18 protein-coding genes are annotated in these 13376 nt (G+C 64.8%); 4 read left to right on the top strand and 14 right to left on the bottom strand.

Translation table 11 applies throughout. From position 1 onward, the window contains the following. The 5 genes from H0U68_RS18690 to H0U68_RS18670 all read right to left on the bottom strand — a co-directional run. The coding region (locus tag H0U68_RS18690) for an NAD(P)/FAD-dependent oxidoreductase (RefSeq protein WP_296358341.1) at positions 1-362 on the bottom strand (362 nt) is incomplete at its 3' end. Between the two features lie 83 nt (positions 363-445). Continuing rightward, positions 446-1039: a putative immunity protein gene (locus H0U68_RS18685; RefSeq protein ID WP_296358339.1), complete on the bottom strand. Its 594-nt coding sequence runs from the start codon at positions 1037-1039 to the stop codon at positions 446-448. A gap of 19 nt (positions 1040-1058) precedes the next feature. Next, positions 1059-1802 carry a glutathione peroxidase gene (locus tag H0U68_RS18680; RefSeq protein ID WP_296358337.1) on the bottom strand — a complete coding sequence of 248 codons (744 nt, stop codon included), beginning with the start codon at positions 1800-1802 and terminating at the stop codon, positions 1059-1061. 70 nt (positions 1803-1872) lie between these two features. Next, positions 1873-2352: a VOC family protein gene (locus tag H0U68_RS18675; RefSeq protein ID WP_296358335.1), complete on the bottom strand. Its 480-nt coding sequence runs from the start codon at positions 2350-2352 to the stop codon at positions 1873-1875. 75 nt (positions 2353-2427) lie between these two features. Further along, the gene (locus H0U68_RS18670) at positions 2428-3357 is read right to left on the bottom strand and encodes a LysR family transcriptional regulator (RefSeq protein ID WP_296358334.1); all 930 of its coding nucleotides are present in this window, start codon (positions 3355-3357) and stop codon (positions 2428-2430) included. A gap of 103 nt (positions 3358-3460) precedes the next feature. Between H0U68_RS18670 and H0U68_RS18665 the strand changes: the two genes are divergently transcribed. Then, on the top strand, positions 3461-3835 hold the full coding sequence (locus H0U68_RS18665; protein ID WP_296358332.1) for a nuclear transport factor 2 family protein: 375 nt from the start codon (positions 3461-3463) through the stop codon (positions 3833-3835). 54 nt (positions 3836-3889) lie between these two features. Here the strand turns inward: H0U68_RS18665 and H0U68_RS18660 are convergent, their stop codons facing one another. The 9 genes from H0U68_RS18660 to H0U68_RS18620 all read right to left on the bottom strand — a co-directional run bounded on the left by H0U68_RS18660 (position 3890) and on the right by H0U68_RS18620 (position 7964). Continuing rightward, positions 3890-4255: a translation initiation factor Sui1 gene (locus H0U68_RS18660; protein WP_296358330.1), complete on the bottom strand. Its 366-nt coding sequence runs from the start codon at positions 4253-4255 to the stop codon at positions 3890-3892. Between the two features lie 20 nt (positions 4256-4275). Then, on the bottom strand, positions 4276-4692 hold the full coding sequence (locus H0U68_RS18655) for a DUF1801 domain-containing protein (protein ID WP_296358328.1): 417 nt from the start codon (positions 4690-4692) through the stop codon (positions 4276-4278). A 2-nt stretch (positions 4693-4694) separates the two neighbouring features. After that, complete coding sequence (locus H0U68_RS18650; RefSeq protein ID WP_296358326.1) at positions 4695-5105, bottom strand: VOC family protein; 411 nt, start codon at positions 5103-5105, stop codon at positions 4695-4697. 9 nt (positions 5106-5114) lie between these two features. Beyond that, entirely contained in the window at positions 5115-5558 is a 444-nt protein-coding gene (locus H0U68_RS18645) for a helix-turn-helix transcriptional regulator (RefSeq protein WP_296358324.1), read from the bottom strand. Between the two features lie 54 nt (positions 5559-5612). Beyond that, entirely contained in the window at positions 5613-6041 is a 429-nt protein-coding gene (locus tag H0U68_RS18640; RefSeq protein ID WP_296358321.1) for a GFA family protein, read from the bottom strand. Between the two features lie 43 nt (positions 6042-6084). Then, a complete protein-coding gene (locus H0U68_RS18635) occupies positions 6085-6549 on the bottom strand; it encodes an SRPBCC domain-containing protein (protein ID WP_296358319.1) in 465 nt (154 codons plus the stop codon). Beyond that, positions 6546-6875: a metalloregulator ArsR/SmtB family transcription factor gene (locus H0U68_RS18630; RefSeq protein WP_296358317.1), complete on the bottom strand. Its 330-nt coding sequence runs from the start codon at positions 6873-6875 to the stop codon at positions 6546-6548. Before H0U68_RS18630 ends, H0U68_RS18635 begins: the two co-directional genes overlap by 4 nt. A gap of 186 nt (positions 6876-7061) precedes the next feature. Then, on the bottom strand, positions 7062-7727 hold the full coding sequence (locus tag H0U68_RS18625) for a hypothetical protein (protein ID WP_296358315.1): 666 nt from the start codon (positions 7725-7727) through the stop codon (positions 7062-7064). A gap of 39 nt (positions 7728-7766) precedes the next feature. Beyond that, positions 7767-7964: a hypothetical protein gene (locus tag H0U68_RS18620; RefSeq protein ID WP_296358313.1), complete on the bottom strand. Its 198-nt coding sequence runs from the start codon at positions 7962-7964 to the stop codon at positions 7767-7769. Positions 7965-8103: 139 nt separating this feature from the next. Between H0U68_RS18620 and H0U68_RS18615 the strand changes: the two genes are divergently transcribed. The 3 genes from H0U68_RS18615 (at position 8104) to H0U68_RS18605 (ending at position 13261) form a co-directional block, all read left to right on the top strand. Continuing rightward, positions 8104-9960: a hypothetical protein gene (locus tag H0U68_RS18615; protein ID WP_296358311.1), complete on the top strand. Its 1857-nt coding sequence runs from the start codon at positions 8104-8106 to the stop codon at positions 9958-9960. A 127-nt stretch (positions 9961-10087) separates the two neighbouring features. Further along, positions 10088-11935 carry a hypothetical protein gene (locus tag H0U68_RS18610; protein WP_296358309.1) on the top strand — a complete coding sequence of 616 codons (1848 nt, stop codon included), beginning with the start codon at positions 10088-10090 and terminating at the stop codon, positions 11933-11935. Positions 11936-12274: 339 nt separating this feature from the next. Beyond that, positions 12275-13261, top strand: coding sequence for a hypothetical protein (locus H0U68_RS18605; protein WP_296358307.1), 987 nt, complete (start codon positions 12275-12277; stop codon positions 13259-13261). The last annotated feature ends 115 nt before the right edge of the window (positions 13262-13376 follow it).

Genomic DNA, 13376 nt, shown 5'->3' with positions numbered 1-13376 from the left:
GCGGCGCGCAGCCGGTGCAGCCAGGCGCGCAGCAGCGGCGCGGCCTTCATGTCGGTTGGGAACACCCGGCCAGAGGTGCCGACGAAGGTGCCGATGCCGAGCCCCGCGGCCCAGGCGCGCACGGCCGGCCCGTCGAACGCGCTCACCGCGGCATGCAGGTCGCCGACACGCTGGCCATAGCGCGACAGCAAGGCGGGCGTGGGCTCCGAATGGGTGAGGTTGAGCCCGCCGCGCCCGGCCAGGAGGAACTTGCGGCCGACTGAGGGCATGCGGTCGAACAGGTCGATCGCGACGCCGGCCTGCGCCAGAACGTCCGCGGCCATGAGGCCGGCGGGGCCGCCGCCGATGATGGCGACGGTCATGGTGTGGCTGCCGGACAAGGCGCGGAGATGGCGGGCGGGAACGGGAGGGCGGCTTGGCGCATCCGCCTATTCTGCAATGGGGCTTAAAGGAGCTCGCGGCCGCCGCGGTCGTGTGGCGCTGCGCTTTGCGTCTGCCGAAGCGCAGCGTCCAACTGGCGGATGAGTTGTCCAGCTCGCCCACCTCCGGGCGGCGCGGTCGGGTAGCGCCTCAGGATATCCACCACGACCGCAGGTGCGAGGCCGCCCGCGGCAGCGATGCGATCGGCTGCAACCGTTTGATCGTCCCCGGTGGCAAGTTCAAACGCGCGGGCGGCGTGCGCCGCAGCGCCGAGGATGTGCTTGACCTGGGTTGCCTGAGCCAGTGGATGGAGGAACGCCGCGCCAGCCGCGGCAAGGGCAGCGCGCGCAGCCTCGCTCGCTGCGGGCTGGCCGGCAAGGCGCGCCTCCTGCGCCGCGCGTTGCGCCGCCCAGGAACTGTCACGCAGCACCTGGGTGCGCCTGGCTCCATCCGCGAATGCCTGCGCGGCGTCGATGGCGGCGCGTGGCCGTGGATCGCCGGGCCGCTCACGCTCGAAAATCGCCAGCGCGGGCAGCGCGCACGCCGCCGCATAACCGGCGACCGCACGAAGCTCCGACTCGCTGAGTTCGACCGCGGCGCGGGAGTCCGTCACGGTCATTCCCCCCCGCGCAAGCACCTCAGCCTTGCCGCTGCTTCACCCACTGCTCCACCGCGTCGCTGCCGCCGATGAGCTCTCCGTTGACGAACAGCTGGGGCACCGTCTTCGCCTTGGCGATCGCGCCCAGCGCGCGGGTGCGGATGCTGTGCGGCAGCGGCACGTCGGCATAGGTCACGCCGGCCTCGTCCAGCAGCTTCTTGGCCTTGGCGCAGAACGCGCAGCCTTCGCGGGTGAGCAGCGCCACCTGGGCGGGCTCCTGGGCGTCCTTGTTGACGTAGTGCAGCAGCGTGTCGGCGTCGGACACCTTGAACGGGTCGCCCGGCTCCTCGGGCTCGACGAACATCTTCTCGACGATGCCGTCGCGCACCAGCATGGAGTAGCGCCACGAGCGCTTGCCGAAATTGAGATCGCTCTTGTCCACCAGCATGCCCATCTGCTCGGTGAAGGCGCCATTGCCGTCCGGCAGCATGAAGATGCTGTCGCTCTCCTGGCTCTTGGCCCACTCTTCCATGACGAAGGGGTCGTTCACGGCGATGCAGACCACCTCGTCCACGCCGTTGTGCTTGAAGGTGGAGGCCAGCTCGTTGAAGCGCGGCAGGTGGGTGCTGGAGCAGGTGGGCGTGAAGGCGCCGGGCAGCGAGAACACCGCCACCGTGCGGCCCTTGAACAGGGCGTCGGAGGTGATCTCTTTCCAGTCGTCATTCGCGCGGTAGCGGAACTTGACCTGGGGGACGGGCTGGCCTTCGCGGGTCGGCTGTGGCATGGGATGGCTCTCGTTGACGGTGAAGGATTGCGCATCTTGCACCGGATGCCATGACCCGTGTTGCGCAGGCTCAACCCCGCCGCGCCGCCTCGATCGCCGCCACGTCGATCTTCTTCATCTGCATCATCGCGTCGAAGGCGCGCTTGGCCGCCGCGCGGTCCGCACCGGTGAACGCTTCCGTGAGGACGCGGGGCGTGATCTGCCACGACAGGCCCCATTTGTCCTTGCACCAGCCGCAGTCGCTTTCCTTGCCGCCGTTGCCGACGATGGCGTTCCACAGGCGATCGGTTTCGGCCTGGTCGTCGGTGGCCACCTGGAACGAGAAGGCCTCGTTGTGGCTGATCGCCGGGCCGCCGTTCAGGCCGAGGCAGGGAATGCCCATGACGGTGAACTCGACCGTCAGCACGTCGCCCTGCTTGCCGGACGGAAAGTCGCCCGGTGCGCGGTGGACGGCGCCGACGACGCTGTCAGGGAATGTCTTCGCGTAGAACTGCGCCGCCTCCAGCGCGGTGCCGTCGTACCAGAGGCAGATAGTGTTCTTGCTGAGCATGGCGTGTCTCCGTTGTGCAAAACGGCGATTGTCGCTTGTGGCTCCTGAAGTGCAGATGGCAGGCCCGTTGCACGCCTACCAGGTGTTCAAGCGCGGCTCGGGCATCATGCCCGCAACAAAGTCGATGAACGCTCTTACCTTGGCCGGAACGTGGTTCCGGCTGGGGTAGTAGACGTAAAGAGGAAAGGTCTCGTCGGGCCAGTCGGTCAAAACCGGCTCCAGCGTGCCTGCACGCAGGTGCGCTTCGATTCCAAGGTCGATCACCTGGGCGATCCCGTAGCCGGCGAGGCAGGCCCCGATCTTGGTTCCCGCATCCGTGACCGTCAGGTTCCCGCTGACCGCCACTTTCACCTTCTCGTTGCCGCGCCAGAACTCCCATTCGAAGGGCCTGCCGGCAGTCGGGTCGATGGCCAGGATGCATTCATGGCCATCATCGACCAGATCCTGCGGCGACCTCGGCCGGCCGCGTTGCTCCAGGTAGGACGGCGCGGCGACGGTCAGGACGCGTGGACTGTATAGCCTGCGACAGACCAAGTTTGAAACGGATGGCGGTCCAAACCGTATTGCCAGGTCGAACCCGTCGCTCACCAGGTCCGGGAGGTCGTTCCTGGTCTCCAGTTTCAGCCGAAGAGCAGGGTGGTCTTTCAGGAACTGGGCCAACTCGGGTGCCAGCACAAGGCGCGCGAACACGGCATCGCAGGCCACGCGCAGTGTTCCGTCGACGACCGAGGTCTGGTTCGAGGCCGCGGCAGTTGCCTCTTCAATCCCCTGGAGCAACGGCAGCACTTTCGATAGCAGCGCATGCCCGGCGTCCGTCACTTCAACCTGCCGGCTGGTGCGATGCAAAAGCTTCGCGCGCAGGCGGTCCTCCAATCGTTGGACGGCACGGCTCATCGCAGGCTGCGTCTTGCCCAGGCGAGACGCGGCGCGGCCAAAGCTCCTGGATTCGGCGACGGCAGCAAGGGCAAGCAAACCGCTGACAAGTCCTCCATCGAGGTCTTCCATGATCTATGTGTTCCTGTAATGGCAGCGATCACCGATTCGCAGTAGCGGAGGGCGGGAGGATCTTTCACTATACGGGTCTTCCGACCATTGAAAAAAGAGAGCAATGACCCAGACCCACGCAGTAGTCGCTTTGATCGAGGACTATTTCAATTTGGCCTATGAGCCGACGAGCCGCGACTTCGACAAGGTCTTCCACCCGAGCTGCCTTGTCCAGTGGCTCGATGAAGGCCAGCTGCAAACCCTGTCGTCGCCCGACTATGCGGCGCTCATCCACGGGAGGCCGAGCCCTCGATCGACCGGCGCGCCGAGGGATGAAGCGATCCTCTCCATGGAGAACATCTCGGACAGCCTTGCAACGGCAGCAGTGAAGGTGCGGATCGGAAAGAAGCTGTTCAACGATCACTTCGTCATGCATCGGGTGCAGGACAGCTGGTTGATCACGACCAAAGCGTCCTGCGTCGTGCGCACGTTTGAGTAAAGAGCGCGGCTGCCAATGCGCGGCGGCGGCGAGGCGAGATCGCCGGACCCGGTCTCAGCCGCCGGCGCGCTTGGCCTTGTGGCCCTGTGCCTGCAGCAGTTCCAGCACCTTGGCGCAATGGTCGCCCTGGATTTCGACGACGCCGTCCTTCACCGTGCCGCCGGAGCCGCACGCGGCCTTGAGCTGCTTGCCCAGCTTGTCCAGGGAAGCCGCGTCCAGCGCCAGGCCGCGCACGAGCGTCACCGCCTTGCCGCCGCGGCCCTTGGTTTCACGGGAGATCCGCACGATGCCGTCCGAAGGCGGTGTTGGCACTGCGGACCTGGCGCAGGTGCATTGCGCGATGGCCTTGCGGCACACCGGGCAGGTGCGGCCCAGCTCCGTGGAATAGACCAGGCCACCGGTGGAACTGCGGGACTTCATGGACTGCGCAACCTCCGTGCCTACTTCGCGCGCTTCGGCTTGGCCTTGGCGCCGGGCGCATTGAGCGCGGCGGCGGCCTGGATCAGCGCTTTGAACGCCTGCGCGTCGACCTCTTCGCCCTCGGCGATGTCGATGGCGCGCCGGGCGTTTCCGTCGAGGCTGGAGTTGAACAGCTTCGCCGGGTCAGGCAGCGACGCGCCCTTCAGGAACGTGAGCTTCACCTTGTCCTTGTATGACTCGCCGGTGCACAGGATGCCGCCAGCCGACCACACCGGCGTGCCCATCCATTTCCATTCTTCCACCACATCCGGCACGGCTTCGTGGATCAGCTTGCGCATGCGGCGCAACGTCGCGCCGCGCCAGTCCTTCAGCCCGGCGATGCGCTCGTCGATCAGCTCGGAAGCCGATTGGCCGGAGGTCGGACCCGCTGTCGCCATGGTCAGCGCAGCTGCTGGATACGCAGCATGTTGCCCGCGGGATCGCGCACGGCGCAGTCGCGCACGCCGTAGGGCTGGTCGGTCGGCTCCGCGACGATTTCGGCGCCGCTGGCCTGCAGCCGCGCGAAGGCGCCTTCGAGGTCCTTGGTGGCCAGCAGGAGCATGGCGTAGGTGCCCTTGGCCATCATCTCGGAGATGGTGCGGCGCTCGTCCTCGGTGATGCCGGGCGTCGCGCCCACCGGCGACAGCACGATGGACGTGCCGGGCTGCCCCGTGGGGCCGACCGTGATCCAGCGCATGCCGTTGTAGCCGACGTCGTTGCGCACCTCGAAGCCGAGGGTGTCGCGGTAGAACGCGAGCGAGGCCTCCGCATCGGTGTGCGGCAGGAAGGTTGAGTGAATGTTGATGTCCATGCAGCCAGTCTAATTGTGCTGCGCTGGCGGCGCTTCTCGATTCCTGATCGGCCGCGTGATCTGTTTCGCCACGCACGGCGGCATGCCCGCCGCCGCGCCCGCGGCCTCGCGCCGGTACACGCTGGGCGGCATGCCCACCAGCTCGGCGAAGCGGGTGCTGAAGGTGCCCAGCGAGCCGCAGCCGACCGTGAAGCAGGCGTCGGTGACGCTGACATCGCCGCGGCGCAGCAGCGCCATCGCGCGCTCGATGCGCCGCGTCATCAGGTACGCATAGGGCGTCTCGCCATAGGCCAGCCGGAACTGCCGGTGCAGGTGCCCGCCCGACATGCCCACGGCATAGGCGAGCGCCTCCACGTCCAGCGGCTGCGCGTACTCGCGGTCGATGCGGTCGCGCACGCGGCGCAGCCGCGCGAGGTCGGCGAGATGCTGCGTAGGAGCGGCGGGCCTGGTCATCCGCGGATGGTGCCACGCCGCGCGGGCGCGCTCAAGCGGGCCAGCCGGTGTGTTTCAGCCGGCGGCCGCGCGCGGTGGCATCCGCTCGAACGTCTGCAGTGCCGGGCCGACCGCGTCCCAGGGGTGGCCGCTCGCCGTGAAAAGCACGAACTGCGGCTTGTACATCGCGGGGTCGTCCAGGCTCGCGGCATGCACGATGAACAGGTCCGGCATCTGGGGAAAGGTCAGATAAACCGGCGAGCCGCAGGCCGGGCAGAACGCGTGGCGCTTGAGCGTGCCGCCGTCGCCGGTGACGTCCCATTCCTTCGCCTCGCCAGTCAGCTTCGCGGCCGCGCGCGAGGCGAACGTGAGGTACGAGCCGTGGCCGGTGCCGCTTCGGCGCTGGCAGTCGCGGCACTGGCAGTCGTTCATCGCGACCGGCTTGGCAGCGATGTCGAAACGGATGGTGCCGCAGGCGCATCCGCCGGTGTAGTTCTCGCTCATGGTCAGGTGCCTTTCTGGTGGTTGTGTGTGCGCTGCCGCGTGCTCAGTGCAGCTCGCCGGCGAGGTCGCCGATGCGGGGAACGACCTTCTTCCAGCCTTCGCTTATGGTCTTCAGCGCGGAGTCGTTGGCCGGCGCGACGAATCCCGAATGGACCAGGCGCAGCCGCGTGCCCTTGTCCGCCGGCGCCAGGGTCCAGGTCACCACCGTGTCCAGCGGCGCGCCGTAGCCCACGTTGTCCGGGTGGCCGCCCTTCCATGCATAGGCGATCCGCTCGTTCGGCACCACCTCGAGCACCTTGCAGCGGATGACGCCGTCCCATGCGCCGCCGGGCGTGGTCTGGAAGGTGAACTCGGTGCCCTCGACCGGCGCGAAGCCCTTGGGCTCCATCAGCCAGCGGCCGATGAGCGCGCCGCTGGTCAAGGCTTTCCAGACGGTTTCCGGCGCGTGCGCGAAGGTGTCCTCGACGACGATGTCGGTTGCTTGCGTGGCGGGTGCAGTGTGGTTCATGGCTCGATCTCTTTCAGAAGGTCGTGGAGGTTGGCGAAGCGCTCGCGCCAGAACACGCCGTAATGGCCCATCCATTCGACGAGCGGGGCGAGCCCCTTCGGCTCCGCGCGGTAGAAGACATTGCGGCCCTGCGCGCGGTCGGTCACCAGGCCCGCGTCCCGCAGGGCGCGCAGGTGCTGCGACACGGCCGACTGGGTGACGCCGCTGTCCTGGGTGAGCTCGGCGACGCTGATCTCTTCGCAGCCGACGATGCGCTCGAACACGGCCCGTCGCGTGGGGTCGGCAAGCGTGCGCATGACCGAATTCAGGGAGGGGGTTGCAGACATGCGTTCATATTAGCAACAGCTAACGCATTAGTCAAGCCTACTTTGTTAAGCCGCTGGCGGCGGCCCAGGGTTACCAGGGCTTCGGGCGCGTCATTGGTCCTTGGCGCGCTTGCGCGTGTCGGCCGCGTAGTGGCCCGACTCGGGCGGCTCGCCGAGCGTCTCGACGCGGATGGTGCGCCGGTACGCCTACCATTCCTGCGGGCTCAGGGCCGGCGTGCCGTCCTCCTGCGCTTCCAGGCCATCGGATTCCTGAATGGAATGCGCGGCGTCGCCGTAGGTTTCGCGCAGCAGCGGCTGCACCTGCAGCAGGGGCACCAGTTTGGGGAGGTGGATGTCGACGTCGGTCGCCACCAGCTGGATGTTCATGAACAGCGGGCAGGGCTGGAACCGGTCGGTCTCGATGATGCCTTCGGAGGGCGAATACAAAAAGCTGCCGCGCATGTTGCTGGGCGGGCGCACCAGCACGCTCCAGCCGGGCCGGGTGCTGCACAGCAGGCCGGTCCAGATCTGGACCAGGCCGGGCAATTGCAGCCGGGTGAGAAAAGGGGGGGCCAGGTCCACCAGGTCTGGCGGCGCATGCCGGTTCCAGTAGTCGGAGAACCCTGGGAGTTCCGAACGCACCAGCGGCTGCCACTGGCCGTCCTCCTTGACGAACACGTCGGAGCCGTTCCAGCGCAGGGTGACCTCTTCGGCCGGAAACGCGTACCAGCCGAACGATGAAGCGAGCCGCATGGGCTCGCAATGGCGAAACGCCATGGTGGGCATCAGGCCCAATGCGGACTTGTCCGCCCGCATGGGCGAGACGGCAGCCGGATAGATGCGGTGGAACTTGACGGTGGTGTCCGATTGCATGTCCGGCTGCCTTGGCATGTGATGAATCCCTCTGTTAGGTTACTTTTCGACGGCGCGCGGGGCGCCGGCCGCCATTGTCTTACGCACGTGTTCTGCGACGAAATGCGTGGTGATGCACCCGCTGCCTACGAGAGCTTTCCTTTCCGCGCGCCTGTCTTGGTGCGCATCGACATGTTCAAACTTGGCAGGATGACCGGTGGAACCGAGCTGAAGTGAAATGGTTTTCGTGACGTTCATGAATCTCTCCTTTGGTGCTGAGAATTGGATAAACTGACCCGCTATATGGGTCAAGTCGATCAGACCATGGGGAGGAGCGCGTTGCAAATTCCACCGACTGAACCCAACTTAGCGCTCTTGGCAGAGCACAAACCCTAGCTTGGTCGAAACGATCGAATTCTCGGGAGCGACAATGAGCGAGACTGAACGGCCTCTGATGGTGATGGATGTGGCCGACTGGGACCAACGTAAGGGAGCCGCCGGCGATGCCCTGTCGCCTCAAAGGGAGCGGTGGGCAGAGCAGGTGAATTGGCAACTGCTCTCGTTTCACAAGGGGCGCATTGTGAAACGCATGGATAGCGGCTTGATGATGGAATTTGCCGATGCCCGCAGTTGCCTGCAAGCCGCTTTTTCCCTCAACCAACTGACTGCCTCTGAGACACAGCACCCAGATGACTCCAACCGCCCGCAATTGCGGGTTGGTGCTCATCTCGCTCACTACACACAGGCCCGTGATGAAGCAACTGGCCGGGACGTCAAGTTAACGACTGCACTAGCTGCCCTTGCTAAGCCTGGCGAGGTGCTGGTGACAGCCGAATTGCGCGATCGGCTGTCCGATGGGCTGGATGCCGATTTCGAGGATCTAGGTGAGCGACGGATGGAGTCGTCAATCCAGTCCGTGCGCCTATTCCATGCGCGTCCTGGACAAGGAGACGCGCCCGACTGGTCAATGGCCGCAACCCGGGACCTCCGGCCCGGCTTGGCCGTCATTCCTTTCGATGGTGGAATTCCCGGGACCAAGCACTGGATGATTGGCGAGCTCATCGCCGAAGGAGTGATTGCACGCCTGTCCCACAGCATTGGCCTGCGGGTGATCTCCCGCAATTCCACTTCGGCTTTGCGCGACCGCGGCGGATTGGATGAAATCGAGCGCCACCTGGGCGCCACGTTCGTCTTGTCGGGAAGCTACAGCGTTCGCGGCAAGGCGCTGACGGTAAGCGCTGAACTGGCCGAGGCACGCAGTCATACGCTCCTGTGGAGCGGGCAGTTGCAGCACACCTTGGGTGATCTGCTCCAGGAGGAAAGCGCGCTGCTGTATGAGTTGGCGCGCACGGTGTCTCAGATGCTCAGCAAGTCGCAGGTTGGAAAAGCGTTGGCCCAGCCCTTGCCGCGTCTGGACAGCAGCCTTCTCTTGCTGGCCGGCATTTCCATGACGCACAGCCATTCGGCTAAAACTTTTGAGCGCGGGCGCCAAGCGTTGACCGAGCTGACCGAGCGGCACCCCGGGCTCGCCTTGCCTAGAGCTTGGCTGGGGATGTGGTACGTGCTGAGCGTGGTCAAGGGCCAGAGCGGCGATGCACGCGGTGATACGCAACGGGCTCGCGAACAGACCGCGCGCGCACTGGAAGCGGAACCCAACAACGCAATGGCCTTGGCTGTCGAGGGCCACATCCAATGCCAGTTGCTTGGCAATCCGCAGCAGTCGCGCAGTTATCTGAATGCAGCCATCGAAGCGAATCCCAGCGAACCCATGGCTTGGCTGTTCAAGAGCCTTGTGTCTGGCATGTGGGGCTCAAGTTCGGCCGCTGTGACCGAGGCGTTCATTGCACGTTCGCTCTCGCCGGTCGATCCCTTGCGATACTTTTTCGACCTGCTCACGGGCAATGCCCTGCTTGCAGACCGCCGCCTGGAGCAGACCATCGCCTGTGCCCAAAGATCGCTGAGGGCCAACAAGCACCACGCACCGACATTGCGGCTGTTGTTGACGGCTCAGGCTGAGCTGGGACTGATTGACGAAGGAAAGAAAACCCTGAGCGACCTTCTCGCCGAGGTGCCGGGACTGACGGTGTCCTCCTATCTTGGAATGGGCAGCACCGATAGTCCCATGCGTCAGCGTATGGCGAGCGCGATGCGACAGTTGGGCCTTCCGGAAGGAGGTGGTGTTCCCGCCGATGAGCAAGCGGGCAGGTCGCCTCAACGTGGTGGCCGCGCGCGCCCATTGGCCGGCCGCCGTTAGACGGCAGACGGTTACGCACATTCCGGCGGCCTAATGGCGAACGGTTATTGCGCCACATCCGCATCTTTTCATCTTAGGATCACTTTCTCCGCCGAACCGGAGGCGGTCAATCTCACAGGGAGTGACGATGCGTGCAACCAAAATCCAAAACCCATCTGCCAAGGTCAAGGGACGTCCGCTGATGGTGATGGATGTGGCCGACTGGGATCAGTGCCTGTCAGACAGCGGTGGCGTACTTCGGAATCGACTGGAGGGGTGGGCGCGCGAAGCTAAATGGCAACTCCTTGCGTTCCACAAAGGCCACATCGTCAAGCGGATGGACAACGGCCTGATGATGGAATTTGCGGATGCGCGCAGTTGCCTGCAAGCCGCCTTTGCACTGGGCGAACTGGCCGAATCCGCGGGTCCGCGAGCCAACATCTCCAAGCGCTTGCAGTTGCGCACTGCCGCGCATCTTGCCAGCTACGCGCGGGGTGAGGATGGCATTCGTGGCGCGGACGTACAGCTGATTTCAGCGCTCCCAGCACTGGCCCAACCGGGAGAAGTTGTGGTGACGGCCGAGCTGCGCAACAGGCTGGCCGACGGGCTCGATGCCGATTTCGAAGACTTGGGTGACCAGCCTGTGCAACCGCCGATTCGGCCTATGCACTTGTTCCGGGCGCATCCCCGAAGCGCAGATGCCCCGGACTGGGCCGCGGCCGCGAAGCACGATCTTCGTCCCGGCCTGGCTGTCATCCCCTTTGCCAGTGGATTGCCGGAGGCCGCGCCCTGGATGATTGGCGAGTTGATTGCTGAAGGGGTCATTGCGCGCTTGTCCCGCAGCATCGGAGTCCGCGTGATTTCCCGGCAGTCCACCTCGGCCCTTCGCGAGCGTGGCGGGCTGGACATGATCGAACGCTATCTGGGTGCCACATTCGTCCTGACGGGAAGTTACTGCATTCGCGGCAAGAAACTGGTCGTGAACGCCGAGCTGGCCGAAGCGCGCAGCCATACGCTGCTGTGGAGCGGCCAATTGCAGCGCATGGTCGGCGACCTGTTTCAGGAAGATAGCGAACTGCTGTTCCAGTTGGCGCATGCAGTGGCGCAGGCACTTGGAAATGCACAGGTCAGTAAGCCCTTGACGCAACCTTTACCGAGTTTGGATAGCAACCTGCTGTTGCTGGCCAGCATTTCTATGACACACAGCGACTCGGTCGAAATGCTGCAACGCGCGCGTGACACGTTGACTCAACTGACGGTGCTGCATCCCAAATCCGCGCTTCCCAAGGTTTGGTTGGGAATGTGGTATGCGCTGAATGTGATCAAGGGCAAGAGCGACGATGCTGCAGGAGATACAAGGCGAGCGCGCGAGCAGGCGATTCGTGCGCTCGAGGCTGAACCTGAAAATGCCATCGCATTGGCTCTGGAGGGTTATATCCAGTGCCAGTTGCTTGGCAATCCTCAAAAAGCCCGCAGCTACCTGGATGCATCCATCGAGGCCAATCCGAGCGAACCTTTAGCGTGGCTGTTCAAGAGTCTTTATTCGACCATGTGGGACTCCAGTTCGCTGTCGGTGACCGAGGCGTATTTCGCCCGCTCCCTCTCGCCAGTTGATCCCCTGCGCTATTTCTTCGACCTGCTCACGGGCGGCGCCTTGTTTGCAGACTGCGAGCACGAACAGGCAATCACCTACTTCAACCGGTCCCTAAAGGCTAGCAAGCGCCATGCGCCTACGTTGCGGATGCTGTTGACGGCGCAAGCCGAGCTCGGCCGGATTGAAGAGGGAAAGGATACTTTGGGCAAGCTGCTGGCTGAAGTGCCGGGATTGACCGTGTCCTCATACTTGGCGACGGGCAGCGCTGACAGCGCGATACGCCAGCGCACTGCAAAAGCCTTGCGGCAATTGGGTCTTCCGGAAGGGGGTGCTGCCCCCGCCAAGGAGCCGACGAGTCAGCGCCCCGCACGCAGCAGCCGCGCCCGCACGTCAGGCGGGTGACGCGACCAGCTCAGGCCGACGGCCACGGCACCACACATCAGCATCGTTTCACCTTAGGATCGCTTTCTCCGCCGAACGGAGGCGGCCAATCCACAGGGGAGTGACGATGCGTGCGACCAAAATCCAAAGCCCCTCCACCAGGGTCAAGGGACGTCCGCTGATGGTGATGGACGTGGCCGACTGGGACCAGCGCGTATCGGACAGCGGCGGTGTACTTCGGCATCGGCTGGAGGGGTGGGCGCGCGAAGCCAAATGGCAACTTCTTGCGTTCCACAAAGGCCACATCGTCCAGCGGATGGACAACGGCCTGATGATGGATTCGCGGACGCGCGCAGTTGCGTGCAAGCCGCCTTTGCGCTGGGCCAACTGGCCGACTCCGCGGGTTCGCGCGCCGATGCTTCCAAGCGCTTGCAGTTGCGCACTGCCGCGCATCTTGCCAGCTACTCGCGGGAGGAAGATGGCATTCGTGGTGCGGACGTACAGCTGATTTCAGCGCTCACAGCGTTGGCCCAGCCCGGAGAAGTGGTGGTGACGTCCGAGTTGCGCAACAGGCTGGCTGATGGGCTCGACGCCGATTTCGAGGATTTGGGCGATCAGCCTGCGCAACCGTTGACTCGGCCCATGCGCCTGTTCCGGGCGCACCCCAGAAGCGGAGACGCCCCGGACTGGACGATGGCCGCGAAGCACGATCCTCGACCAGGCTTGGCTGTCATTCCCTTCGCGAGCGGACTGCCGGAGACCGGGCCCTGGATGGTTGGCGAGCTGATTGCCGAAGGGGTCATTGCGCGTCTGTCCCGCAGCATCGGCGTCCGCGTGATTTCCCGGCAGTCCACCTCGGCTCTTCGCGAGCGTGGCGGACTGGACTTGATCGAACGCCACCTGGGCGCCACGTTCATCCTGACGGGGAGCTACCGCATTCGCGGCAAGAAGCTGGTCGTGGATGCCGAACTGGCAGAAGCGCGCAGCCATACGCTGCTGTGGAGCGGGCAGTTGCAGCGCATGGTGGGCGACCTGTTTGAGGAAGACAGCGAGCTGTTGTTCCAACTGGCGCATGTGGTGGCGCAGGCACTTGGAAACGCGCAGGTCAGCAGGCCTTTGACGCAACCCCTGCCGCGTTTGGACAGCAACGCGCTGCTGCAGTCCGGCATCTCGATGACGCACAGCGACTCAGCCGAAATTCTGGAGCGCGGGCGCGACACTTTGACTACACTGACCATGCGGCACCCGCAACTCGCTCTTCCCCAAGTGTGGCTTGGGATGTGGCACGCGCTGAACGTGATCAAAGGAAAGAGCACGGACATTGGCCGCGACGTCGCACTAGTGTAGTGCGCGCGAATTAGTTGAACTTTCGCTCGAAGGCATACTCCGATGGCCAAGGGGGTGTGATGCCATGCGGGTCGCCAAGTCGATTGAGCTGGATGGGCAGACGCAGCAGGAGCTT

It is taken from the genome of Ramlibacter sp. (assembly GCF_013697775.1).
In the GTDB taxonomy this organism is placed as follows: Bacteria; Pseudomonadota; Gammaproteobacteria; order Burkholderiales; family Burkholderiaceae_C; genus Ramlibacter.
This window is presented reverse-complemented; position numbering and strand designations above follow the sequence as displayed.